This is a genomic window from Amaricoccus macauensis (assembly GCF_014201905.1).
Classification (GTDB): Bacteria; Pseudomonadota; Alphaproteobacteria; order Rhodobacterales; family Rhodobacteraceae; genus Amaricoccus; species Amaricoccus macauensis.
The window spans coordinates 521,755-543,560 of the sequence record NZ_JACHFM010000002.1 but is presented as its reverse complement, the minus strand read 5'-3'; the positions used below and the strand labels follow the sequence as shown (position 1 = coordinate 543,560).

The window sequence follows — 21,806 nt, the reverse complement described above, 5'->3', positions numbered from 1 at the left end:
GCTTCCTGCCATTCACCGGGCGTCGTGGAAGATGACCCCAAGCGTGTGGCGCATCCCGGAACGCACGCGGCTGACCCCGTGGCGCAGGTTCACCCGGTAGGTGCCCTTCGTTCCCCGGACCGGGCGACTGTTGACCGCGAACGCGACCGCATCCCCCTGCCGGAGCGGGACGACCTCGACCCGGCTCTGCATCCGCGGTCGCTGTTCGGTCAGGGCGAACTCCCCGCCGGTGAAATCGCGATCCGGTTCGGAGAGAAGGATCGCGACCTGGATCGGGAACCACAGATCGCCGTAGAGATCCTGATGCAGACAATTGAAGTCGCCGGCGACGTACTGCAACAGCAGCGGCGTCGGCCGCGTCTGGCCGGCATCGTGGCACCGCCGCAGGAATGCGGCGTGGTCGTCGGGGAACCGCTGCTCCATCCCCATCCGCTCGCTCCATGCGTTGGCGACGCCCGCGAGGCGCGGATAGAGCGCCGTGCGGATGCCGCCGATCAGATCGGGCAGCGGGTACCTGAAGTAGCGGTACTCGCCCTTCCCGAAGCCGTGACGCGCCATGATGACGTGGCTTCGGAAATGGTTCTCGTCCGGATAGAGCGCGACGACGCCCCGGCATTCCTCCGGCGTGAGGAGCCCGGACAGGACGGCGCACCCGTAGCTGTCGAGATCCCCGGCGAGTGCTGTCCAGTCGAAGGCGGCAACCCGCGCCTCCGCGGAAACCGGGGCATTGGCGTCAACCACCAGCCGGTTCATGCGCGGGCCTCCCTGCGCAGCAGTTCGCGCTTGCGCCCGACACCCCAGCGATAGCCGGCCAGGTCGCCGTCGTTGCGGACGACACGATGGCAGGGGATAGCCAATGCCACCGGGTTGGCGGCGCACGCCCCGGCGACGGCGCGCGTGGCACGTGGCGAGCCGATTCGGCGGGCGAGCTCCGAATATGACACGCGCTCGCCGACCGGGATTTCCTGAACGGATTGCCAGACGCGCCGCTGGAACGCCGTGCCGCGAACATCGAGCGGCAGGTCGAGCCTGGTGCGCGGGCTCTCGATGAAGTCGCAAACCCGCGCGATCAGGGCGCGGGCCTCACGACCTATTTCACGGGCCATCTCACCGCGCATCTCATGGCCCATCCCGATCAGCCGCGCCCTCGGGAAGCGATCCTGAAGATCGCGCGCGAGATCATGCGGGTCGTCTCCGAGCAGGATCGCCACGACGCCCCGCGTGCTCGATGCCACAAGGATCGCGCCGAGGCAGGACTGGCCGAGCGCGAACCTGATTTCCTCGGTGGCACTGGCACCGGACACGCCGGAACGGGTCGGCGTACCGGGGTGCGGTTGTGTGATGATCATCATTGTCATCCCTGATGTCTCTGACTTGTCTTCTGGTCAGAGCTTGCCTCCGAACCGGGCCCGTCGCACTCCGATCCTTGCGCATTGAGCACGCCGGTCGGGGGTCCCTACCCTTGCGCCGCCCGGCGGAAGTCGGCCGGGGTCTTGCCGGTCCAGCGGCGGAAGGCCCGGCAGAAGCTCGACTCGTCGCGATAGCCGGAGAGGCTTGCCACGCGTTTCAGAGGCAGGTCGCTGCTGCGCAGCAGCTCTTCCGCGCGAACGCGCCGCGCCCGCAAGGCAAGATCGAGAACGGAGGTGCCCTCCGCCTGCAGGTACCGCTGCAGGCTGCGGAGCGAGATGCCGAAATGGCGGGCCACCTCCTCCGCGTCCCGCGGCTGGCCGAGGTTCGCGGCGATGAACCCGGCGATGCGCTGCGAGAGTTGCCGGTCCTGGCGATACTGCCGGGCCATGAGCGGGATCGGCCGTTGCAGCACGCGCCGGAGGGCCGCATCGTCCCGCACGACCGGCAAGCCGAGGTAGCCCGCGTCAAACCGCAGCTCCGCCGCGGTCGCGTCGAACGCGATCGCACCGCCGAACATCCGCCCGCAGACCTCGGCGTAGGTCGGCGCCGGAACCGGGAAGCGCGTGTCCGTGATCGCGATCCGCGAATCGGCGAGCCAGCAGGCGATGCCATGCAGGTTCCGCAGCAGGCTCATCAGGCAGAATTCCCGCAGGTCGCCGAGCTCCGCCCGTTCCTCTACCCGGACAACGGAGGTGCCGCCCTCGACCCGGAGACTGATGCTTACGTCGTCGGTCAGGAGCCCGTGGTGGCGTGTCCAGCGTCCGAGCGCCACGCCGAGCGTGGGCGAGGTCAGCGACGCACGCAGCAGCATCCCGTAGCTGCCCCAGGGCAGGCGCCGCGAGAACCAGCCAAGCGCCTCGTCATCAAGCTCGCGCATGGCATGGGCGGAGAGCGTCTCGAAGGCCTCGAGCGGAATGCGTGCGTCAGGATCGAGGTGCTGCGCCGACACGAGCCCCGCCGCGCGCAACGCCACCGACGGATCACGCCCGCGACGCGCATAGCCCCGGACGATGGCGGCCACGAAGGCAACCGGCGTCTGGGCGCGCGCCACTGATCTCGGCATCGGGTGGCCCTCTCGCGTGCGGCCCGGCTGACCGGCCACGCGACGCAAGGGCCCGGCCCCTAGCGGGCGCCCGGCATCTGACGCGTTGGCATAACCTGCATCAGGATACCGGCGAAGAGCAGCCAGAAGGAGGTTGCGAGCAGCCCGATCTTCACTGCCATCGGTGGCTCGAAGTGATTCCAGACCGACCAGCCGCCGAAGACCACCCAAAGCACGCACACCGCCAGCGTGAACGGCCGCCAGCGCACGGTTCGCACCGGATGAACGAATTTCAGCCAGGTGAACTGCGCGATGCCCATGGCGAGGATCGAGCCGGCGGTGACCCAGACCGGCGGATTGAAGGTGAGAAACACCAGAAGCGGCATCTGCCAGACCGCGGGAAATCCGACGAAGCAGTTGTCGTCGGCCTTCATGCGCACGTCGGCGAAGTACATCGCGCCGGTCAGCGCGATGAAGAGCGCCGCCACCAGCCCGAGATGCCACGGCAGGAGGCCGGTGTAGATGAGCGCATAGGCCGGGATGAAGACATAGGTCAGATAGTCCACGACGAGGTCGAGGATCACCCCGTCCCAGTTCGACGCATTGCGCTTGATATCGACCTTCCGGGCGAGCGGCCCGTCGATGCCATCGACGATCAGCGCGACGACGAGCCACCCGAACATCACGGGCCAGGCGCCTCGCGTGGCGGCAATGAGCGCCAGCAGCGCCAGCGCGGCACCGGAACCGGTCAACAGGTGGACGAGGAAGGCTGCGGGCTTGGTCTTCATGGCCTTCCTGCATTAAGGCGAAAGCGGCGATCGGGGAACCCCGGAACGCGCGAAGGACCTGCGGCCGGCATTTTCGGCTTTGGTCCACCGCGACCTTTGGAATACATATTCCATGAAGGCAGCACAGGTGGAAGATGGACGATGCATTGACGTCCGGCGCTCCGGACACACTGGACGCGCTCTATCGCGAGATTGCCGCACGTGGCGACGCTCTGCCGAAGCGGCTGCGACAGTGTGCCGACTACGTGACCGCCAATCCTGACCGGGTGGCGGTTTCCACCGTCGCGGAGCTGGCGCAGGCAGCCGAGGTGCAGCCTTCGGCGGTCATGCGCTTCTGTCAGGAGCTTGGATTCTCCGGTTTCAGCCAGATGCAGCGGCTGTTCCGCGAGGAGTATTCCCGGAAATGGCCGGACTACGCCACGCGGCTGCAGAACCTGCGGCGGACCGGTGAGGACGGGCCCGCGGTGCTGCTCGCCGAGTTCGTCGAGGCCGGACGCACATCGCTCGAGAACCTGACGAGCACGGTCGACATCGCCATGCTGGAACGCGCGGTCGATCTCCTCGCGGCCAGTCCACTCATCCATCTCGTCGGCTACCGGCGAGCGTTCCCGGTTGCGAGCTACCTCGCCTATGCGCTTGAAAAGATGGGGATTCCTTGTGTGCTGCACACGGCGGTCGGTCAGCTCCCGACCCGCCATGCGCTCCGCCCGGGAGATGCCGTCCTCGCGATCACCTTCGCGCCCTACAGCGCCGAGACCGTGACCTTCGCCGAGGCCGCCCGGGCCGGCGGCCATGAGGTCGTCGCGCTCACCGACAGTTTGTCGAGCCCGCTGCAACGCCTCGGGGTCGTGCCGCTTCTCGTCTCGGAGGTGGACGTGGGCGCGTTCCGGGCGCTCTCGGCAACCTTCGCGCTGGCGCTTGGCCTCGTCGTCGCGGTCGGTGCCCGCAGGGAGGACGACGCGAGCTGAGACCCGCCACTCGATTTCCCTGTTCCCCAAACAGAATATATATTCTATTTTTACCCTCAATCAGCGCAAACGATTCGTTTGCGCTCCGCAGGGGAGACGGAAGCCATGCCCGCACTCGACGTCATCACGATCGGTCGGTCGTCCGTCGACCTCTACGGCGCGCAGGTGGGCGGCCGGCTCGAGGACATGGCTTCGTTCCACAAGTACATCGGCGGCTCCCCCACCAACATCGCCGCCGGCACCGCGCGCCTCGGGCTGAAGTCCGGGCTGATCACAAGGGTCGGCGACGAGCACATGGGCCGCTTCATCCGCGAGACGCTGGCAGCCGAGGGCGTGGATGTGCGCGGCGTGCTCACCGATCCCGAGCGGCTGACCGCGCTGGTGCTCCTCGGCATCCGCGACCAGGAACGCTTCCCGCTGATCTTCTACCGCGAGAACTGCGCCGACATGGCGCTCTGTGAGGACGACATCGACCCGGCCCTCATCGCCGACACCCGGGCGGTGGTGGCGACGGGCACCCATCTCAGCCATCCGCGCACGGAGGCGGCCGTCCTGAAGGCCCTGCGGCTCGCACGCGAGAACGGCGCGCGCACCGCGCTCGACATCGACTATCGCCCGAACCTCTGGGGCCTCGCGGGCCACGAGGCCGGGGAAGAGCGCTTCATCGAGAGCGCCCCGGTGACCGCGAAGCTTCAATCGACGCTGCACCTCTTCGATCTCATCGTCGGCACCGAGGAGGAGTTCCACATCGCCGGTGGCTCCACCGACACCGTGACCGCCCTGCGCGCGGTCCGCGCCGTCTCTGACGCCACGCTGGTCTGCAAGCGCGGTGCGAAGGGCGCGGTCGCATTCACCGGCGCGGTACCCGACACCCTCGACGAGGGCGAGACCGGCCCGGGCTTTCCGATCGAGGTCTTCAACGTGCTCGGCGCCGGTGACGGCTTCATGTCGGGGCTGCTGAAGGGTTGGCTCACCGATCAGGACTGGCCGACCGCGCTGAAATACGCCAACGCCTGCGGCGCCTTCGCCGTGTCGCGCCACGGCTGCACGCCCGCCTATCCGTCGTGGGAGGAACTCGAATTCTTCTTCGAGCGCGGCATTCGCGATCCCGCGCTCCGCAAGGACGCCGAGCTTGAGCAGGTGCACTGGGCGACGAACCGGCTGAAGGAGTGGCCGGTGATGCGGGTCTTCGCCTTCGACCACCGGATGCAGCTCGAGTCGGTGGCGGACGAGTTCGGCGTCAGCCATCCGCACATCGGCGCGTTCAAGAAGCTCTGCCTCGACGCCGCGCAGCGGGTCGCCAACGGACGTGAGGGCTATGGCCTGCTCTGCGACGGGCGTCTCGGGCGCGACGCGCTCTATGCAGCCGCCGGCACCGGCCTCTGGATCGGCCGCCCGGTGGAGCTGCCCGGAAGCCGCCCGCTGCGCCTCGAGGACGAGATCGAGCCCGACTATGGCTCGGCGCTCTCGGAATGGCCGGTCGAGCATGTGGTGAAGGTCCTCTGCTTCTACCACCCCGGAGACAGCGCCGCGATGAAGGCGGATCAGGAGGCGACGGTCATCCGGCTCTTCCATGCGGCCCGCGCCAACCGGCTCGAATTCCTGCTCGAAGTCATCCCCTCCAAGGTCGCGCCGGTGACCGACACGACCTCTGCCGAAATCATTCAGCGATTCTACGACCTCGGGGTCTATCCCGACTGGTGGAAGCTCGAGCCGATGAAGACCGACGCGGCCTGGGCGAACGCCTGTGCCGCGATCACCCGCAACGATCCCAACACCCGCGGCGTCGTCGTGCTCGGCCTCGAAGCCCCGATCGAAGAGCTCGGCGCGAGCTTCGCGGCCGCGGCAGCGCATGATCTCGTGAAGGGGTTCGCTGTCGGCCGCACGATCTTTGCCGACGCGGCGCGCGGCTGGCTCTCGGGCGCGTTGACCGACGAAGCCGCCGTCGCCGACATGGCGGAAAAGTACAAACGCCTGTGCCGTCTCTGGGACGAGGCGCGGGCACTGAAGGGAGCCGCCGCATGAAGACGATCCGCCTCACCGCCGCACAGGCCCTCGTCCGCTACTGCGCCGCACAGCTCAACGAGGACGGCGTTCCGTTTCTCGCCGGTGCCTGGGCGATCTTCGGCCATGGCAACGTCGCGGGCATGGGCGAGGCGCTCCATGCGGCGGGCGACGCCTTCCCGACCTGGCGCGCCCACAACGAGCAGGGCATGGCGAACGCCGCCATCGCCTATGCCAAGGCCCTGAACCGCAAGCGGGCGATGATGGTCACGACCTCGATCGGCCCGGGAGCGCTCAACCTCGTCACCTCCTGCGCGCTTGCCCACGTGAACCGCCTGCCGGTGCTCTTCGTGCCGGGGGATGTCTTCGCGAACCGGGCGCCTGACCCGGTGCTGCAGCAGCTCGAGGACTTCGGCGACGGCACGGTCTCGGTCAACGACGCCTTCCGGCCGCTCAGCCGGTATTTCGACCGGATCATGCGGCCGGAGCAGCTCCTGACCGCCCTGCCCCGCGCCTTCGCCACCATGACCGACCCGGCCGACTGCGGCCCGGTGACACTCGCCTTCTGTCAGGATGTGCAGGCCGAGGCCTGCGACTACCCGGCCGCGTTCTTCGCGCCGAAGGAATGGCACCGGCGCCGGCCGCGTCCGGGGCTGCGCGAGATCAAGGTGGCGGCTGACGCGATCCGGGGGGCGAAGCGGCCGCTGATCATCGCGGGCGGCGGCGTGCACTACGCCGAGGCCGCGGCGGCGCTCACGAGCTTCGCGGAGAAGCACAACATTCCCGTGGGCGAGACGCAGGCGGGCAAGTCGGCGATGCCGTGGGACCATCCGCTCAATCTCGGCTCGGTCGGCGTCACCGGATCGTCGGCGACGAACGCGGTCGCCGAGGCGGCGGATGTGGTGATCGGGCTCGGCACGCGCCTTCAGGACTTCACCACCGGCTCGTGGGCGTTGTTCCGGAACGAGGACCGGCGGATCGTCTCGATCAACGTCGCGCCCTACGACACCCACAAGCACAATGCCCTGCCGGTGGTCGCGGACGCCCGTCTGGCGCTCGAGGAACTGACCGCGCTTCTTGGCGGCCATCGCGCGCCCGACATCGACGCGGGCCTGAAGCCCGGCTGGATCGAGGCGGTCGATGAGGTGACGGCAGCGCCGACCGGCAACGCGAAGCCGACCGACATGCAGGTGATCGGCGCGGTCCAGCGCGGCGTGGCGGAGGATGCCATCGTGGTGTGTGCGGCAGGCGGTCTGCCCGGCGAGCTGCACAAGCTCTGGAAGGCGGCGCGGGCGAACGGCTATCACCTCGAATACGGGTTCTCGACCATGGGTTACGAGATCGCCGGCGGTCTTGGGGTGAAGATGGCGCATCCCGACCGCGAGGTCGTCGTGATGGTCGGCGATGGCAGCTACATGATGCTGAACTCCGAGCTCGCGACGAGCGTGATGCTCGGGCAGAAGATCATCGTCGTGCTGCTCGACAATCGCGGGTACGGTTGCATCAACCGGCTGCAGATCGCCTGCGGGGGCGCGTCGTTCAACAACCTGATCGACACGGCGCGGCATGTGGTGCCGTCCTCCATCGACTTCGCGGCGCATGCCGCCGCGATGGGGGCGGGATCGGAGAAGGTGGGCTCGATCGCCGAACTCGAGGCCGCGCTGGGGCGGGCGCGGGAGAGCGACAAGAGCTATGTGGTGGTGATTGACACCGACCCCATGCCCACAACCGATGCCGGCGGTGCCTGGTGGGACGTGGCGGTGCCCGAGGTCTCGGACCGCGAGGAGGTCCGGGCGGCGCGGGCGCGCTATGAGACGGCCCGCGACCTGCAGCGTGTGGCGGACTGAGGGGAGAGAGCCCATGTCGAAACTCCTGCGCCGGCCGACCGGCACCACGGGGAAGGTTCATGACGTCACGCCGGCATCTGCCGGATGGGGCTATGTGGGCTTCGGCCTCTACCGGCTCGCGGCGGGTGAGACGGCGGCCGAAGTCACCGGTGAGACCGAGGTGATCCTCGTCCTTGTCGAGGGCAAGGCGCGGGTTGGAGCGGCGGGCGCGGATTTCGGCGAGCTCGGCGAGCGGATGGATGTCTTCGAGGCGACGCCACCGGCGGCGGTCTATGTGCCTGCCGGCTCGGACTGGACCGCGACGGCGACGACGGCCTGTACGCTGGCGGTCTGCACGGCGCCGGGGAAGCCCGGACGGGCGGCGCAGGTGATCGGGCCTCTCGGCATCACCACCTCCACGCGCGGCAAGGGGGCGAACACGCGGCATGTGAATGCGATCGCCATGGAGGAACGCGACGTCGCGGACTCTCTGCTCGTGACGGAGGTGTTCACGCCGCAGGGCAACTGGTCGTCCTATCCGCCGCACCGGCACGACGAGGACGATTTCCCGGCGATGACCTACCTTGAGGAGACTTACTATCACCGGCTGAAACCGGCGGCGGGTTTTGCCTTTCAGCGGGTCTTCACCGACGACTTGTCGCTCGACGAGACGATCTCGGTTGCTGATCATGACGTGGTGCTGGTGCCGAAGGGGCACCACCCCTGTGCCGCGCCCTATGGCTTCGATCTCTACTACCTGAACGTCATGGCCGGGCCGCTCCGGAAGTGGCGGTTCGCGAACCATCCTGACTTCGACTGGATCTATCAGCGGGATCTGTAGTCGGCGGAGCCATGGCGCGCGGGTTGCGCACCATGGACAAGCCATCGATCAACATTGGTAATACCCCTGACCACTCGCCGGAAGTCAGCTCCGGTTGACGCAGAGGCCCGAGTCTCAGACGCCGGGGTTGATCGACAGGAGCAGCTTCCCCGAGACCTGACGGGATTCGAGGCGCTCGAACATCGCCTGGGTGTCTTCGAGCGGAAAGACCTGCTCGACGTGGATGTCGAGTTCACCCTTCCGAATGCTTCCAAGCACTTCCGCGACGCCACGCGTCCAGGCCTCCGAATGGAAGTCGATATGGCCGAGATGGAAGCGGGTGAAGGTCAGGGACTTGCGCACCAGCCGTTCCCAGAGGTTTGGAAACGGTCGGCCCTCCGCCTCGCCGAAGCTCACGATGTGGCCGAGGGGGCGGATGAGCTCGAAACTGCGGTCGAGGATCGTCGCACCGGTCGAGTCGTAGATCTTGTCCACATGGCCGCCCGCCGCCGTGGCGATCGCCTCGACGAAATCCCGCTCGCTGCGGTTCACGACGGCCGTCGCGCCGACCGCGAGGGCGCGGGATTCCTTGCCGGCAGTGCCGATGGTGCCGAAGACCGTCGCACCCGCCGCCACGGCAAGCTGGGTCAGGCAGAGCCCGACGCCGCCGCCGATGGCGTGGATCAGGACCTTGTCGCCCGGGCGGACGGTGGCGACCGTGTGGAGCATGTGCCATGCGGTGAGCGCCTGCGTCGGGAGCGAGGCGGCGGTGGTGAGGGGCACGCTATCCGGGATCGGGATCACCCGTTCCACCGGCACGATGCAGTAATCGGCGAAGACCCCGGCCTCCTCGACGAAGGCCGCGATCCGGTCGCCGACGGCGATGCCCTTCACCCCTGCGCCGATCGCGGCGACGCGTCCGGCGAATTCCAGCCCGGCGACCAGCGGGTAGCCCTTCGGGTGCGGATAGGTGCCGCGCCACATCATCGTGTCGGCGAAGTTGCATCCGGCATAGCCGACCTGCGCGAGCACCTCTCCCGCGCCGGGGACGGGTACCGGCCGCTCGACGAGTTCGAGACTGCCCGGGGCGTCGGCGGTCGCCTGTCCCAGAAGCATCGCCCGCATGGTCTGCGCGCCACCCGGCGCGCTCGACGCCGCAACACTGGCCGCCTCATCTGTCTTCATCACGCATCAACTCCCTGCAGCAGTCCCGCTATGGTCCTCTGACGCAAGATAATTCTTTTATCGGGACAGTGTACTCAGTACGGTATGACGGGTTTGCGGCTTCCGCAAGCGGTCAATCCGCGATGCCCCCGCTTGCCACGCCCTGCGGCTGGCGGCGCTTGCACCGGCACGCGCGAAATGCTGACCTTCGCGCAAAAGCAGAGGGAGGGGTCGGATGGACTATCGGTATCTCGGGCGCTCGGGGCTCAGGGTCTCGGTCCTGACCATGGGGACGATGACCTTCGGCGCGGCCGGGAGCTTCACCAAGGTGGGCGGCGCCGACCTGCGAGAGGCGCAGCGGCAGGTCTCACTCTGCCTCGACGCGGGCGTGAACCTCTTCGACACGGCCAACGTGTACTCGAGCGGCAATTCCGAGGAATTCCTCGGGCGCGCCCTCGGCAAGCGCCGGCAGGACGTGCTCGTCGCCTCCAAGGTGCGCTTTCGCATGGGTGACGGCCCGAACGGCGAGGGCCTGTCGCGCTACGCCATCCTGCGCGAGGTCGAGGCAAGCCTGAAGCGGCTCGGCACCGACGTCATCGACATCCTCTATCTCCACGAGTGGGACGGCATGACGCCGCTCGACGAGACGCTGGGCGCGCTCGATACGCTGATCGCGCAGGGCAAGATCCGCTATGCGGGCGCGTCGAACTATTCCGCCTGGCACCTGATGAAGGCGCTCGGGGTGGCGGAGGCGCGCGCCCTGCCCCGGCTGGTGACGCAGCAGATCCACTACACGCTGGAAGCCCGTGAAGCGGAATACGAACTGGTGCCGATCGCCGTGGCCGAGGGTGTCGGCATCCTCGTCTGGAGCCCGCTCGCCGGCGGGCTGCTGTCGGGCAAGTACGGGCCCGAGACGCCCTCGGCACGGCAGGTCGCGGGCTGGCGCGAGCCGCCGATCCGCGACGTGCCCCGGCTCTGGCGCATCGTCGAGGCGCTGCGCGAGGTCGGCGGCGCGCATGGCGTCTCGGCGGCACAGGTGGCGCTCGCCTGGCTCCTCGGGCGGCCGGGCGTCACGTCGCTGGTGGTGGGCGGACGCAACGAGGAGCAGTTCCGCGACAGCCTCGCGGCGGTGGATCTGGTCCTGACATCGGAGGAGCGCGACCGCCTCGACGCGGTGAGCGCGCCGCCAGTGATCTACCCCTACTGGCACCAGAACTGGACCGCGCGGGGCCGCTTCGGGCCGGCGGATTTCACCGCCGAGCCGTCGGGGGGCTAGTACAGGGAGCTAGTGCAGTCGGGCGCCGGTCGGCACATCGCGTTCCGGGCTGATCAGGACGATGGCGCCCTCGGCGTCGGCGAGGCCGAGGGTCAGCACTTCGGAGCGGAACGGGCCGATCTGGCGTGGCGGGAAGTTGACGACCGCGAGGACCTGGCGGCCGACGAGATCGTCAGCGGTGTAGTGGGTGGTGATCTGGGCGGAGGACTTCTTCTCGCCGAGGCCCGGCCCGAAGTCGATCCAGAGCTTCCACGCCGGTTTCCGGGCTTCGGGAAACGGCTCGACCCGGACGATGCGGCCGACGCGAATATCGACCTGCAGGAAGTCGTCGAAAGAAATCTCGGTGGTCATTCGTGCGCTCCGCCCCAATCCGGCCCGCCCTTTAGAGCGTGCCGGGCGGGGCGGAGCAAGAGCATCAGCCCTGCTTCGTGGCCTTGTTGGCCATGTCGCGGAGCTCGGTCATGCTCTCGCGGATACGCGCGGCGACGATGTCGTAGGCGTCGGAGTTCGCCTTCTGGGCGCTCTCGGCCAGCGCCTGCATGTTGCCGATCGCCTTTTCGAAGGCCGCGCGGGCGAGATCGCCCTGAGCCTTCGCCGCATCGGCGTCTAGCTTCGTGGTGTCGAACGAACTCAGCTGCTTGCGGGCCTCGGACATCGTCTCTTCGAAGATCGCGACCTGCTTGCGGAACAGGTCCTGATAGCCGGCGGCGGCGGCCTTGTTGGCCTCGACCAGCGCGTCCATGTTCTTCTGCTGCGCGGCGACCATTGCGTCGGTATCGACGCCCGGGATCTTCAGGTTCGCGAGTTGCTTGCTGAAGTCGTTCTGTTTGAAGAATTCGGTCATCTTGTCTACGTCGAACGAGAAGGTCTTGGGATCGAACATGTTGGCTCTCCTTACTAGAATAGGCCGCCCCCGGCGGCCGGGCCTTCAGACAGCGAGCTCGCGACTGCGCGCAGCAGCTGCGGCAATGGCGCGAGACATCAGATCCACCAGTCCTTCGTCCGCCATCAGAACCTGAAGCGCGGCGGCCGTGGTGCCGCCAGGACTGGTGACATCCGTTCGAAGCTGCGCGGCCGGCGTCTCCGCGGCGGACTCTGCGAGAGCCCCCGCGCCGATGACCGTAGCACGCGCGAGTGACTGGGCCAATTCCGGAGCGAGGCCCTGAGCCACGCCGGCCGCAGCCATCGCTTCGATCAGAAGGAAGACATATGCCGGCCCCGAGCCCGACAACGCGGTAATCGCGTCAATCTCGGATTCGGTGTCGATGCGCACGGTGCGCCCGACCGCCGACAGCAGGTTCTCGGCGAGATCGAGCCCGGCGGCATCCACCGAGGCGTTGCCGATCAGCGCCGTGATCCCCCGGCCGACCGCGGCCGGGGTGTTCGGCATCGCCCGCACGATCGGCGTCCCCGCCCCGAGCGCGTCGCCGAGCGTCGCGAGCGTGGTGCCGGCGGCGATCGAGACGAAGAGGGTCCCCCCGCCGCCAAGCGCGGCCAGCTGCGGGAGGGCGGCGCCCATCATCTGGGGCTTCACCGCGAGGATCGCCACGGCGGGATCGGCCGGTAGCTCACCATTGAGGTTCAGACCCGCGGAGACGCGCGCCTCGAGGCCGGCAGACGGCTTTGGGTCGAGGACAGTCACGGCACTGGCCGGAAGGCCGCCCGCGAGCCAGCCGTCGAGCATTGCGCCGCCCATCTTGCCGCAGCCGAGCAAGACAAGCCCGCGCCGCGCAACCTCATCGAATTCCATGCGATCCCCCGCGGACACGACCGAGACCCTAGGGGGACCGCAGCCGGTTGTGAAGCCGTTTCGTCAGGCAGGCTAGCTCCGGCTGGCCCGCGAGGTTGCGGTCTCGCGCGCCATGCTGAGCGCGACCGCGCCGCAGAAGCCCACGATGGCGAAGATGTAGAAGCCCCACGGGTGCCCGAGGCCGAGACCGACGAGGAGACCGCCGAGCAGCGGGCCGACGATCGCCCCGACCCGTCCGACGCCCGCGGACATGCCGACCGCGGTGGCGCGCACCTGCGGCGGATGGCTGGCGGCGGTGAAGGCATAGACCAGCACCTGCGCGCTGAAGACGAAGCAGCCGGTCAGGAAGACCATCACATAGAGCGCCGCGATCGGCATGCGCACCGAGAGCGCCGCGAGGAAGATCGCCCCGCAGAGGAACCACAGGATGCTGCCGCGGCGGAGGCCGATGCGGTCACCGACCCGCCCGGCGACGAGCAGTCCGACCACGGCGCCGGCATTCAGCAGCATGAGGAACCACAGGCCCTGGGCGAGGCCGTAGTCCGCCTGCACCATGAGCTTCGGCAGCCAGGTGTTGAGGGCGTAGACCAGAAGCAGGCCGCAGAACGAGGTGACCCAGATCGCGAGGCTGTTGCGCAGGAAGCCCGGGCTCAGGAGCGTGCGGATCGGCACCTCGGCCTTCGCCGCCGGATCGATCACCGGGGCTTCGAGCGTGATGTTGTAGTGGTCGGCGACCCGGCGGGCGGCCTCGGGCTGGCCCTTGGCGAGCAGGAAGGCCGGCGATTCGGGCACATGGCGCCACATGACCGGCAGAAGCAGGAGGCCGGGGATCGCGCCGGCGAAGAACATCGCGCGCCAGCCGAGGGTGTCGAGGAAGACGAGCCCGAGGAGCGCCGTGGCGACGGCACCGACGTGGTAGCCGGTCATCATCGTCGTGCTGGCCTTGCCCGCGGCGCTTCGGCCGGAGAACTCGGTGACGAGAGCGATCGCCGTCGGCAGGCAGCCTCCGAGGCCCACGCCCGCGAGGAAGCGGTAGAGGCCGAGGCTGACCGGGCCTTGCGCGAACCCGCAGAGCATGGTCATGACCGAGAAGGCCGCGACCGCGCCGATCAGCGCCTTGCGGCGGCCGATGATGTCGGTGGCGGTGCCGATCGCCAGCGCGCCGAGCGTCATGCCGACGAGGCCGATCATCGAGATGAAAGTCGCCTGACCAGTGGTCATCCAGGGCGTACCGGCCGTGTCGTTGGTCAGCGTCGGAATGAGCGCGCCGAGAACCACGAGATCGAAGCCGTCAAGGATGATCGCCGCCCAACAGAGCGGCGCCACGAGTGCTGGATTGCCGAGGACTACACCTCGGCCGGATGCTGCAACCATTCTAGTTCCCCCGTGAAACGTCGTTCTTCGTGAGCGACATTTCCGGGGACACTACGCTGAAATACAGGGACGGAGCAACTGAGAGTCGCGCCGCCCCTGCACAAGCAAGTCGTTGAATTCTCTGAATTCAATAGATCACGTTCAGCTAAGCTCTGCCGTATGCTTCGGCCATGGCGATCGTGAGTGCCCGCTCGGGTTTCTCATTGCCCCAGGCAACAAGCTGGAACGCCGGATAGAAGCGTTCGCAGGCGTTTACGGCGGTGCGGACCATGTCCTGAATCTGCGCCTCGGTCGCGTGAGCGCCGCCGGCGAGGTTCAGGCTGTAGCGGTAGCCCATGAGCTTTTGTTCGCGCCAAAGCACGAAGGCACCGCTCCAGCAGACATCGTTCGCGAGGCCCATGGCAGTGTGCATCGCCGAGAGCCGGCGCACGGGTGGCGCCATCTCGAAGGCGCAGATCAGGCGCAGTGCCTCTTCGCGCTGCGACCAGGCGAGAGTCACGGAATACGTGCGCCAGGATCCGTCGATCGCCATGGCGATCTGGTCCTCGGCCACGCGGTCGAAATCCCAGGAACGCTCCTCGGCCATAGTCTCGACGATGTCGATCGGATGAAGATCCTCGTTGTCGAAGTCACGCTCGACAATGCCCATGCCCGCAGCCTCTCATTATGGCCACCGGCGGGGGTGTCACCCCGCGCAGTGGCGTGAGGTTAACAACAGGTCAGCCGGATTCTCGGCTTCCCTACAAGATATGGTGTAGCGTGCCGAGCGCACCTGTAAAGCGGAATCAATGTGCGCCCGCACAAAAGAATCGTGACAGCGTTAACGCAAAGTCAAGCTTTCGCGGCGGCCTCAAGAGCCGCGAGCCGCGCCTTCAGCGCCTCGTTTTCCTCGCGCGCCTTCTGCGCCATGGCACGCACCGCGTCGAACTCCTCGCGTGTCACGAAATTGCGCTCGGCGAGCCAGCGATCCACAAGGCCGCGCATGGCGGTCTCGGCTTCGGTCTTCGCTCCCTGCGCCACACCCATCGCGTTGGTGAAGAGGTGCGAGAGGTCGTCGAACATCTTGTTCCGGGTCTGCATCGGGCGGCTCCATGGCTTGCCAGTCCCGCTGCATATGGCGCCGCAGCCGGCGCTTGCCAAGATCCGGGCGGGACAGGGTCAGGATCAGAGCCCGGCTCAGAGGCGGATCAGGGGCGACTGATGCGCCCGCCCGACACTGGCAGCCGGGCGCCGGTGGTGGCGGACGCCGATGTGGGGAGACCGCGGAGCACCCGGACCGCGAGAAAGGCGAAGGCCTGGGCCTCCAGCATGTCGCCGTCGAGCCCGGCCGCCTCCACCGCCTCCACCGGTGCGTTCGATCTGGCACCAAGCATCGCCATCAGGGTCCGGTTCCGCCGGCCGCCGCCGCAGACGAGCCAGCGGGCGGGCGGTTCAGGAAAATGCCGCGCGCCCTCGATGACGCAGGCGACAGTGAGCGCCGCGAGCGTCGCCGCGCCGTCCTCGGTGGAAAGCCCGCGCACCGCGTCGAGAAAGCCGTGGAAATCCTGACGATCCAGTGACTTCGGCGGCGGACGGCGGATATAGGGATGATCAGCGAGACGGCCGAGCACCTCGCCGCACGCCCTGCCCGCCCCGGAGGTCGCGCCGTCGGCGTCGAACGCCGCGCCAAGCCGCTCGGAGAGAAAGTCGTCGAGCAGCGCGTTGCCCGGCCCGGTGTCGAAGGCAACGAGCGCGCCCGGAGCTTCCGGCGCGCACGCGCGCGGATCGACCCATGTGACGTTCGCCACGCCGCCGATGTTGAGGAATGCGACCGGGGCCGTGGCGCCGATCGTGCGCGCCAGCGCGAAGTGGAAGAACGGCACCAGCGGCGCGCCTTCGCCGCCCGATGCGACGTCGGCTGCACGAAAGTCCCAGACGACCGGCACGCCGGCCTCCGCCGCGAGACGGTCGCCACGGCCGATCTGGTGCGTCCCCCTGCCCTTCGGATCGTGCGCGAGCGTCTGGCCGTGGAAGCCTATGAGTTCCAGCCCGTCGAAGCCGGCGATCGCGGCGGCATGGGCTTCGCGCACCGCCGCCTCAACGGCGTCGAGGCCGGGCTCTCCCGGCCAGCGGCCGAGCGCCTCGCGCAGGAGCGCGCGGTCCTGCGGCTCGTACGGCCGGAACGCCGACGGTCCGAAGCTCGTCACCGTCTCGCCATCGGTTTCGAGCACGGCCGCGTCCACCCCGTCCATCGACGTGCCCGACATCAACCCCAAAGCCCGCATCCGCCGTCCTTTCGTCCAGTCTTTCGCCGTCGTTCGTCCCGGCCTTTCGTCCCGTCCGGAACCGCTATAGAAGGGCGCCCTCTGCCGTGGAAGGACCAGACGAGATGACCCAGCGCCCGAAGAGCGACTTTCTCCACGTGATGATCGAGCGCGGGTATATGCAGGACTGCACCGACCTCGAAGCCCTCGACGCGAAGCTCGTGGCCGGTGTCGTGCCGGCCTACATCGGCTATGACGCGACGGCCCAGTCGCTGCACGTGGGCCACCTGCTCAACATCATGATGCTGCGCTGGCTGCAGAAGACCGGTCACCGGCCGATCACGCTCATGGGCGGCGGCACCACCAAGATCGGCGATCCGTCGTTTCGTTCGGACGAGCGGCCGCTTCTGACGCCCGAGCAGATCGGCGCCAATATCGCGACGATCCGGGGTGTCTTCGCGAAGTACCTCGCCTACGGTGAGAGCGCCTCGGACGCGATCATGCTCGACAACGCCGAGTGGCTCGACGAGCTGAACTACCTGACGTTCCTGCGCGACATCGGCCGGCATTTCTCGGTGAACCGGATGCTGTCCTTCGACAGCGTGAAGTCGCGCCTGGACCGGGAGCAGCCGCTGAGCTTCCTCGAATTCAACTACATGATCCTTCAGGCCTATGATTTCCTGGAGATCCACCGCCGCGAGGGGTGCCTGTTGCAGATGGGCGGCTCGGACCAGTGGGGCAACATCGTGAACGGCGTCGATCTCACCCGGCGGGTGGCGGGCGCGGAGGTCTTCGGGCTCACCTCGCCGCTGCTCACCACCTCGGACGGGCGCAAGATGGGCAAGAGCGCGGGCGGCGCGGTCTGGCTCAACGCCGACATGCTCTCGCCCTATGAGTTCTGGCAGTTCTGGCGCAACACCACCGACGCGGACGTGGGGCGGTTCCTGAAGCTCTACACCGAGCTGCCGGTGGACGAGTGCGAGCGGCTGGGCAGTCTCGGCGGCGCGGAGGTGAACGCCGCCAAGGTGACGCTGGCGAACGCCGTCACAACGCTCTGCCACGGTGCCGCGGCGGCGGCGCAGGCCGAGGCGACGGCGCGCGCGGTCTTCGCCGAGGGCGGCGTCGGCGACGCGCTGGAGGTGGTGACGCTCTCCGCGGCCGAGGTGGGCGACGGGATCACGGTCAGCCATCTTGTCGTCGCCACCGGCCTCGTGAAGTCCGGCAAGGAGGCGAAGCGGCTGATTTCGGAACGCGGCCTGCGTCTCGACAACGAGGTCGTCGCCGATCCGAACGCCGTCGTGACGGCAGATGCGCTCGCGGGCGGGCTCAAGGTCTCGATCGGCAAGAAGCGTCACGCGCTGGTGCGGCTGGCGGACTGAACGGCGGTCTCTCCTCAATCTCTCCCGACCTTGCTCCGCGCGCGCCGGTCATGTTGAATGCGTCCTCTGGATAGCATGAGGCGGCTGTGGGGGACGCGACGATACCGGGCGCGGCGGTTGCCATCGAGCGGACCGGCGCCGGGGCGAGGGTGGTGCTTTCGGGCGACCTGAGTCTCGTCGGGGTCGAGACCATCTTCACCCGCCTCGGCGAGATCACCGGCCCCGGGCCGATCGTGGTCGATGGCACGGGGGTATCCGCGTTCGACACCTCCGGCGCCTGGGCAATCGCGACGCTGCGCCGGCGCCTCGCGGCCGAGGGGGTCGAGGTCCGCATCGAGGGGCTGGCGCCCGCGCGCGCCGGGCTGCTCGAAACCGTCGAGAAGAGCCTGCCGCCCGACCCGGTGGCCCCGCCGGCGACCAACGGCCTCATTCGCTGGCTCGAGGCCTTCGGTACCGACGTTGTCACCGCGTGGAGCACGTTCACCGAGCTGCTGGGGCTCTTTGGTGCGGTCATCGTGCGCGTGGGCGAGGCGTTCATCCATCCGTCGCGGCTGCGCTTCACGTCGATCGTCTTTCACATGCAGTCGGCCGGTCTCGCCGCGGTACCGATCGCCTCGCTCATGGCGTTCCTGATCGGCGTCGTTCTTGCCTACATGGGCGCGGTGCAGCTGCGGCAGTTCGGCGCCGAGATCTTCGTCGTCGACCTCATCGCCATCGCCGTGCTGCGCGAACTCGGGATCCTGCTGACCGCGATCATCGTCGCGGGACGCTCGGCGTCGGCCTTTACCGCCTCGATCGGCTCGATGAAGATGCGCGAGGAGATCGACGCCATGCGCACCCTCGGGCTCGATCCGATCCGCATCCTCGTCGTGCCCCGCGTGCTGGCGTTGCTGATCGTGCTGCCGCTGCTCGGGGTGGTGGCGGACCTCACGGGGCTGCTGGGCGGGGGGGTCATGGCGTGGCTGACGCTCGGCGTCTCGCCAGAGATGTTCATCGAGCGGCTTTCGGATAACATCCCCGTCGAACACTATCTGGTCGGTCTCATCAAGGCGCCGTTCTTCGCCCTCGTGATCGGGCTCATCGGGTGCCACCACGGACTGAAGGTCGAGGGCAATGCCGAGAGCCTTGGCAGTCTCACGTCGTCGTCGGTGGTGCTGGCGATCTTCATGGTGATCGTGCTCGACGCGATCTTCGCCATCTTCTTCGCGACGGTAGGGCTGTGAGGGCGGAGCGCCCCGGTGGGGCCGCGAGGGCGGAGCCTCCTGCCCCGCGCGAGGCGATCATCGAGGTTCGGGGCCTCGTGAACCGCTTCGGCTCGCAGGTGGTCCATAACGGGCTCGACCTCGATGTCTACCGGGGCGAGGTGCTCGGCATCGTCGGCGGGTCGGGGTCGGGAAAATCGGTGCTGATGCGCTCCATCGTCGGGCTGAACCGGCCGACGGCGGGATCGATCAAGGTGCTCGGCGTCGATGTGCTGAACGCGACGGAGCCGGAGATCGAGGCGGTGAGCCGACGCTGGGGCGTGCTCTTCCAGCACGCGGCACTCTTCTCCTCGCTCACCGTGCAGCAGAACGTCGAGGCGCCGCTGCGCGAGGTCATGCACGTCGTGGCACCCCTGCGCAAGGCGCTGGCGCGGCTCAAGATATCGATGGCGGGGCTGCCACCGGACGCCTGCGGCAAGTATCCGTCGGAGCTGTCGGGGGGCATGCAGAAACGCGCGGGCCTCGCCAGGGCGCTGGCGCTTGACCCCGCGATCGTCTTTCTCGACGAGCCGACGGCCGGGCTCGACCCGATCGGGGCGGATGCCTTCGACCAGCTGATCCGCGAGCTTCGCGGGTCGCTCGGGCTCACGGTCTTCATGGTGACCCACGATCTCGACACGCTGCATGCGGTCTGTGACCGCATCGCCGTCCTTGCCCACAGGAAAGTCATCGCGACCGGCACCATGGCGGACATGCTGAAGGTCAGGGATCCGTGGGTGCAGGAATACTTCCACGGGCCGCGCGCCCGGGCCGCGATGGCGGATGGCTGAGGGGACGGGAATGGAGACTCGCGCAAACTATGTGCTGATCGGCGCCTGCGCCCTTGTCGGCATCGTGCTCGGCCTCGCGTTCTTCGTCTGGCTCGCCAAGTTCCAGGTGGACCGGCAATACGCCTACTACGACATCATGTTCGACGACGTCTCCGGCCTCAGCCGCGCGTCGGATGTGCGGTTTGGCGGGCTGTCGGTCGGTCAGGTGATGTCGCTCGACCTCGATGTCACCGGCGGCGGGCTGGTGCGGGTGCGGGTCGAGGTGGACGCGGACACGCCCGTGCACGAAGGCGCCACGGCGCAGCTCCAGCCGCAGGGGGTGACCGGCGTGTCGCTGGTGTCCCTGACCGGCGGCGATCTGACGAAGCCGCTCCTGCGCGACGCGGCGAAAGGCGGCGTGCCGGTCATTCAAGGTCAGCGCTCGGTGGTGCAGTCGATCGCCGAGGACGCGCCCGCGCTCATCGCCCAGGCGCGCGTGCTCATCGAGGATCTGCAGGCGATCGTCAGCCCGGCAAACCGGGACACGGTCGCGAGCATTCTCGCCAATGTCGACACCGCCTCGGGCGAACTCGGGACCGCTATCGCCGGCGTGTCGTCGATCGCGGGGTCGGTCAGGACCGCCACCGGCGAGATCGCGGGCTTCACCGACCATCTCGGGCCGCTCGCCGAACAGGCCGGCACCACGATGCAATCCCTCACCGGCACGCTCGACGCGGCGAAGACCACGCTGCAGACGGCCGACGGCACGCTCGCGGCCATCGGCGGTGTCGCGAAGGTCGCCGACGGGATCCTGTCGAAGGACGGTACCGCCGCCGTCGCAGATCTCCGGGCGACCACGGACCGGCTGAAATTGCTGATGGAGCAGGTCGGCTCCGAGGCGCATGCGGTGCTGACCGCCTACGGCGACACGGCGACTTCCGCGACGAGCCGCCTCGACGAGCTGAAGACGACAATCGCCTCTCTCGACACCACGCTCGCGGGTGCCACGAAAACTCTCGCCTCGATCGACGCCGCCGCCAGCGGCGTCGATGGTCTCGTCCGGGGCGATGGAACGGCCCTCATCGGCGACGCGCGCACGACGCTGGCCTCGGTGCAGGCCTCGGCGAAGTCTGTCGAGACGATCACCACGACCGACCTGCCAGCCGTCGTGAGCGAGGTGCGTCAGGGGATCGCCGCGATAAACACCGCGGTGGCGCAGGTGTCGGGCGATGTCACCGGCGTGACCAGCTCCCTCGCGCCGCTGGTGACAAGCGCCGGGACCACCCTCGACACCGCGACCGGGGCGTTCCGAAGCGCGAACACGGCACTCGACCGGCTGGAGCCGGTGCTGACGGAGGCGACCGGCACGCTTCAGGCGGCGCGCTCGGCCTTTGGCACCGCCGATCGCATCATCGCCGAGGACGTATCGCCCGCGGCGGCCGACCTGCGCACCTCTGCCGCGCGCCTGTCGGACGCCCTGGAGGCGATGTCGGCGGACCTGCCGGCGGTGACCGGCGAGCTTCGGGCCGCCGTCGCGCAGGCCAACGCCACCGTGCAGCGGATCGACGCGGCGGTTCAGGCCAATACCGGGCCGATCGGCCAGTTCACCGCGCAGGGCCTGCCGCAGTTCGTGCGCTTCGCGCAGGAGGCGCAGGCGCTCGTCGCCCGCCTCGACCGGCTTGCCGCGCAGTTCGAGCGTGATCCGGCGCGGTTCATCCTGAGCCCGCCGGCCCCCACCTACAGGAGATAGC

Annotated in this window: 21 protein-coding genes; 9 read left to right on the top strand and 12 right to left on the bottom strand. The window is 68.4% G+C overall.

The window, feature by feature from the left end; translation table 11 throughout:
- Positions 1-12: 12 nt before the first annotated feature.
- From HNP73_RS10135 to HNP73_RS10120, 4 genes are all read right to left on the bottom strand, one after another.
- Complete coding sequence (locus HNP73_RS10135; RefSeq protein WP_184148535.1) at positions 13-753, bottom strand: 2OG-Fe(II) oxygenase; 741 nt, start codon at positions 751-753, stop codon at positions 13-15.
- Positions 750-1,349: a methylated-DNA--[protein]-cysteine S-methyltransferase gene (locus HNP73_RS10130; protein WP_246399712.1), complete on the bottom strand. Its 600-nt coding sequence runs from the start codon at positions 1,347-1,349 to the stop codon at positions 750-752. The genes HNP73_RS10135 and HNP73_RS10130 overlap by 4 nt, the downstream gene beginning before the upstream one ends.
- Before the next feature lie 107 nt (positions 1,350-1,456).
- Positions 1,457-2,473 (bottom strand): AraC family transcriptional regulator, encoded by a 1,017-nt coding sequence (locus HNP73_RS10125; protein WP_184148533.1) that lies wholly within the window; start codon positions 2,471-2,473, stop codon positions 1,457-1,459.
- A gap of 59 nt (positions 2,474-2,532) precedes the next feature.
- Entirely contained in the window at positions 2,533-3,240 is a 708-nt protein-coding gene (locus HNP73_RS10120) for a CDP-alcohol phosphatidyltransferase family protein (protein WP_184148532.1), read from the bottom strand.
- 134 nt (positions 3,241-3,374) lie between these two features.
- Here HNP73_RS10120 and HNP73_RS10115 point away from each other — a divergent pair, with 134 nt between their 5' ends.
- From HNP73_RS10115 to iolB, 4 genes are all read left to right on the top strand, one after another.
- A complete protein-coding gene (locus HNP73_RS10115) occupies positions 3,375-4,208 on the top strand; it encodes a MurR/RpiR family transcriptional regulator (RefSeq protein WP_184148531.1) in 834 nt (277 codons plus the stop codon).
- A gap of 105 nt (positions 4,209-4,313) precedes the next feature.
- Entirely contained in the window at positions 4,314-6,233 is a 1,920-nt protein-coding gene (locus tag HNP73_RS10110) for a bifunctional 5-dehydro-2-deoxygluconokinase/5-dehydro-2-deoxyphosphogluconate aldolase (protein ID WP_184148530.1), read from the top strand.
- Positions 6,230-8,059, top strand: a complete 1,830-nt coding sequence (gene iolD, locus HNP73_RS10105; protein WP_184148529.1) for a 3D-(3,5/4)-trihydroxycyclohexane-1,2-dione acylhydrolase (decyclizing) — start codon at positions 6,230-6,232, stop codon at positions 8,057-8,059. The genes HNP73_RS10110 and iolD overlap by 4 nt, the downstream gene beginning before the upstream one ends.
- 13 nt (positions 8,060-8,072) lie before the next feature.
- Entirely contained in the window at positions 8,073-8,879 is an 807-nt protein-coding gene (gene iolB, locus HNP73_RS10100) for a 5-deoxy-glucuronate isomerase (protein WP_184148528.1), read from the top strand.
- Positions 8,880-8,993: 114 nt separating this feature from the next.
- Here the strand turns inward: iolB and HNP73_RS10095 are convergent, their stop codons facing one another.
- Positions 8,994-10,043 (bottom strand): quinone oxidoreductase family protein, encoded by a 1,050-nt coding sequence (locus HNP73_RS10095; protein ID WP_184148527.1) that lies wholly within the window; start codon positions 10,041-10,043, stop codon positions 8,994-8,996.
- Positions 10,044-10,257: 214 nt separating this feature from the next.
- Between HNP73_RS10095 and HNP73_RS10090 the strand changes: the two genes are divergently transcribed.
- The gene (locus HNP73_RS10090; protein ID WP_184148526.1) at positions 10,258-11,298 is read left to right on the top strand and encodes an aldo/keto reductase; all 1,041 of its coding nucleotides are present in this window, start codon (positions 10,258-10,260) and stop codon (positions 11,296-11,298) included.
- A gap of 9 nt (positions 11,299-11,307) precedes the next feature.
- On the opposite strand, the gene HNP73_RS10085 is transcribed toward HNP73_RS10090, so the two are convergent.
- The 7 genes from HNP73_RS10085 to HNP73_RS10055 form a co-directional block, all read right to left on the bottom strand.
- Positions 11,308-11,649, bottom strand: coding sequence for a tRNA-binding protein (locus HNP73_RS10085; RefSeq protein ID WP_184148525.1), 342 nt, complete (start codon positions 11,647-11,649; stop codon positions 11,308-11,310).
- A 64-nt stretch (positions 11,650-11,713) separates the two neighbouring features.
- Positions 11,714-12,181 carry a phasin family protein gene (locus HNP73_RS10080; RefSeq protein ID WP_184148524.1) on the bottom strand — a complete coding sequence of 156 codons (468 nt, stop codon included), beginning with the start codon at positions 12,179-12,181 and terminating at the stop codon, positions 11,714-11,716.
- A 45-nt stretch (positions 12,182-12,226) separates the two neighbouring features.
- Positions 12,227-13,048 carry a pyrroline-5-carboxylate reductase gene (proC, locus tag HNP73_RS10075; protein ID WP_184148523.1) on the bottom strand — a complete coding sequence of 274 codons (822 nt, stop codon included), beginning with the start codon at positions 13,046-13,048 and terminating at the stop codon, positions 12,227-12,229.
- A 72-nt stretch (positions 13,049-13,120) separates the two neighbouring features.
- The gene (locus HNP73_RS10070; RefSeq protein ID WP_184148522.1) at positions 13,121-14,422 is read right to left on the bottom strand and encodes an MFS transporter; all 1,302 of its coding nucleotides are present in this window, start codon (positions 14,420-14,422) and stop codon (positions 13,121-13,123) included.
- Between the two features lie 145 nt (positions 14,423-14,567).
- On the bottom strand, positions 14,568-15,071 hold the full coding sequence (locus HNP73_RS10065) for a type III secretion system chaperone family protein (protein ID WP_184148521.1): 504 nt from the start codon (positions 15,069-15,071) through the stop codon (positions 14,568-14,570).
- A 182-nt stretch (positions 15,072-15,253) separates the two neighbouring features.
- Entirely contained in the window at positions 15,254-15,502 is a 249-nt protein-coding gene (locus HNP73_RS10060) for an accessory factor UbiK family protein (protein ID WP_184148520.1), read from the bottom strand.
- Positions 15,503-15,609: 107 nt separating this feature from the next.
- Positions 15,610-16,686, bottom strand: coding sequence for an anhydro-N-acetylmuramic acid kinase (locus tag HNP73_RS10055; RefSeq protein WP_184148519.1), 1,077 nt, complete (start codon positions 16,684-16,686; stop codon positions 15,610-15,612).
- A gap of 104 nt (positions 16,687-16,790) precedes the next feature.
- On the opposite strand from HNP73_RS10055, the gene tyrS reads away from it, so the two are divergent.
- The 4 genes from tyrS to HNP73_RS10035 all read left to right on the top strand — a co-directional run bounded on the left by tyrS (position 16,791) and on the right by HNP73_RS10035 (position 21,805).
- Entirely contained in the window at positions 16,791-18,044 is a 1,254-nt protein-coding gene (tyrS, locus tag HNP73_RS10050) for a tyrosine--tRNA ligase (RefSeq protein WP_184148518.1), read from the top strand.
- An 86-nt stretch (positions 18,045-18,130) separates the two neighbouring features.
- Entirely contained in the window at positions 18,131-19,267 is a 1,137-nt protein-coding gene (locus HNP73_RS10045; protein ID WP_343063255.1) for an MlaE family lipid ABC transporter permease subunit, read from the top strand.
- Complete coding sequence (locus HNP73_RS10040) at positions 19,264-20,076, top strand: ATP-binding cassette domain-containing protein (protein WP_184148517.1); 813 nt, start codon at positions 19,264-19,266, stop codon at positions 20,074-20,076. The genes HNP73_RS10045 and HNP73_RS10040 overlap by 4 nt, the downstream gene beginning before the upstream one ends.
- A gap of 10 nt (positions 20,077-20,086) precedes the next feature.
- Positions 20,087-21,805, top strand: coding sequence for an MlaD family protein (locus HNP73_RS10035; RefSeq protein WP_184148516.1), 1,719 nt, complete (start codon positions 20,087-20,089; stop codon positions 21,803-21,805).
- Position 21,806 lies beyond the last annotated feature (1 nt).

What these genes read in the sequence shown, in the direction of transcription:
- HNP73_RS10135 (WP_184148535.1), bottom strand. Translation starts at nt 753, where the DNA reads ATGAACCGGCTGGTGGTTGACGCCAATGCCCCGGTTTCCGCGGAGGCG.
- HNP73_RS10130 (WP_246399712.1), bottom strand. Translation starts at nt 1,349, where the DNA reads ATGATCATCACACAACCGCACCCCGGTACGCCGACCCGTTCCGGCGTG.
- HNP73_RS10125 (WP_184148533.1), bottom strand. Translation starts at nt 2,473, where the DNA reads ATGCCGAGATCAGTGGCGCGCGCCCAGACGCCGGTTGCCTTCGTGGCC.
- HNP73_RS10120 (WP_184148532.1), bottom strand. Translation starts at nt 3,240, where the DNA reads ATGAAGACCAAGCCCGCAGCCTTCCTCGTCCACCTGTTGACCGGTTCC.
- HNP73_RS10115 (WP_184148531.1), top strand. Translation starts at nt 3,375, where the DNA reads ATGGACGATGCATTGACGTCCGGCGCTCCGGACACACTGGACGCGCTC.
- HNP73_RS10110 (WP_184148530.1), top strand. Translation starts at nt 4,314, where the DNA reads ATGCCCGCACTCGACGTCATCACGATCGGTCGGTCGTCCGTCGACCTC.
- iolD (WP_184148529.1), top strand. Translation starts at nt 6,230, where the DNA reads ATGAAGACGATCCGCCTCACCGCCGCACAGGCCCTCGTCCGCTACTGC.
- iolB (WP_184148528.1), top strand. Translation starts at nt 8,073, where the DNA reads ATGTCGAAACTCCTGCGCCGGCCGACCGGCACCACGGGGAAGGTTCAT.
- HNP73_RS10095 (WP_184148527.1), bottom strand. Translation starts at nt 10,043, where the DNA reads ATGAAGACAGATGAGGCGGCCAGTGTTGCGGCGTCGAGCGCGCCGGGT.
- HNP73_RS10090 (WP_184148526.1), top strand. Translation starts at nt 10,258, where the DNA reads ATGGACTATCGGTATCTCGGGCGCTCGGGGCTCAGGGTCTCGGTCCTG.
- HNP73_RS10085 (WP_184148525.1), bottom strand. Translation starts at nt 11,649, where the DNA reads ATGACCACCGAGATTTCTTTCGACGACTTCCTGCAGGTCGATATTCGC.
- HNP73_RS10080 (WP_184148524.1), bottom strand. Translation starts at nt 12,181, where the DNA reads ATGTTCGATCCCAAGACCTTCTCGTTCGACGTAGACAAGATGACCGAA.
- proC (WP_184148523.1), bottom strand. Translation starts at nt 13,048, where the DNA reads ATGGAATTCGATGAGGTTGCGCGGCGCGGGCTTGTCTTGCTCGGCTGC.
- HNP73_RS10070 (WP_184148522.1), bottom strand. Translation starts at nt 14,422, where the DNA reads ATGGTTGCAGCATCCGGCCGAGGTGTAGTCCTCGGCAATCCAGCACTC.
- HNP73_RS10065 (WP_184148521.1), bottom strand. Translation starts at nt 15,071, where the DNA reads ATGGGCATTGTCGAGCGTGACTTCGACAACGAGGATCTTCATCCGATC.
- HNP73_RS10060 (WP_184148520.1), bottom strand. Translation starts at nt 15,502, where the DNA reads ATGCAGACCCGGAACAAGATGTTCGACGACCTCTCGCACCTCTTCACC.
- HNP73_RS10055 (WP_184148519.1), bottom strand. Translation starts at nt 16,686, where the DNA reads ATGCGGGCTTTGGGGTTGATGTCGGGCACGTCGATGGACGGGGTGGAC.
- tyrS (WP_184148518.1), top strand. Translation starts at nt 16,791, where the DNA reads ATGACCCAGCGCCCGAAGAGCGACTTTCTCCACGTGATGATCGAGCGC.
- HNP73_RS10035 (WP_184148516.1), top strand. Translation starts at nt 20,087, where the DNA reads ATGGAGACTCGCGCAAACTATGTGCTGATCGGCGCCTGCGCCCTTGTC.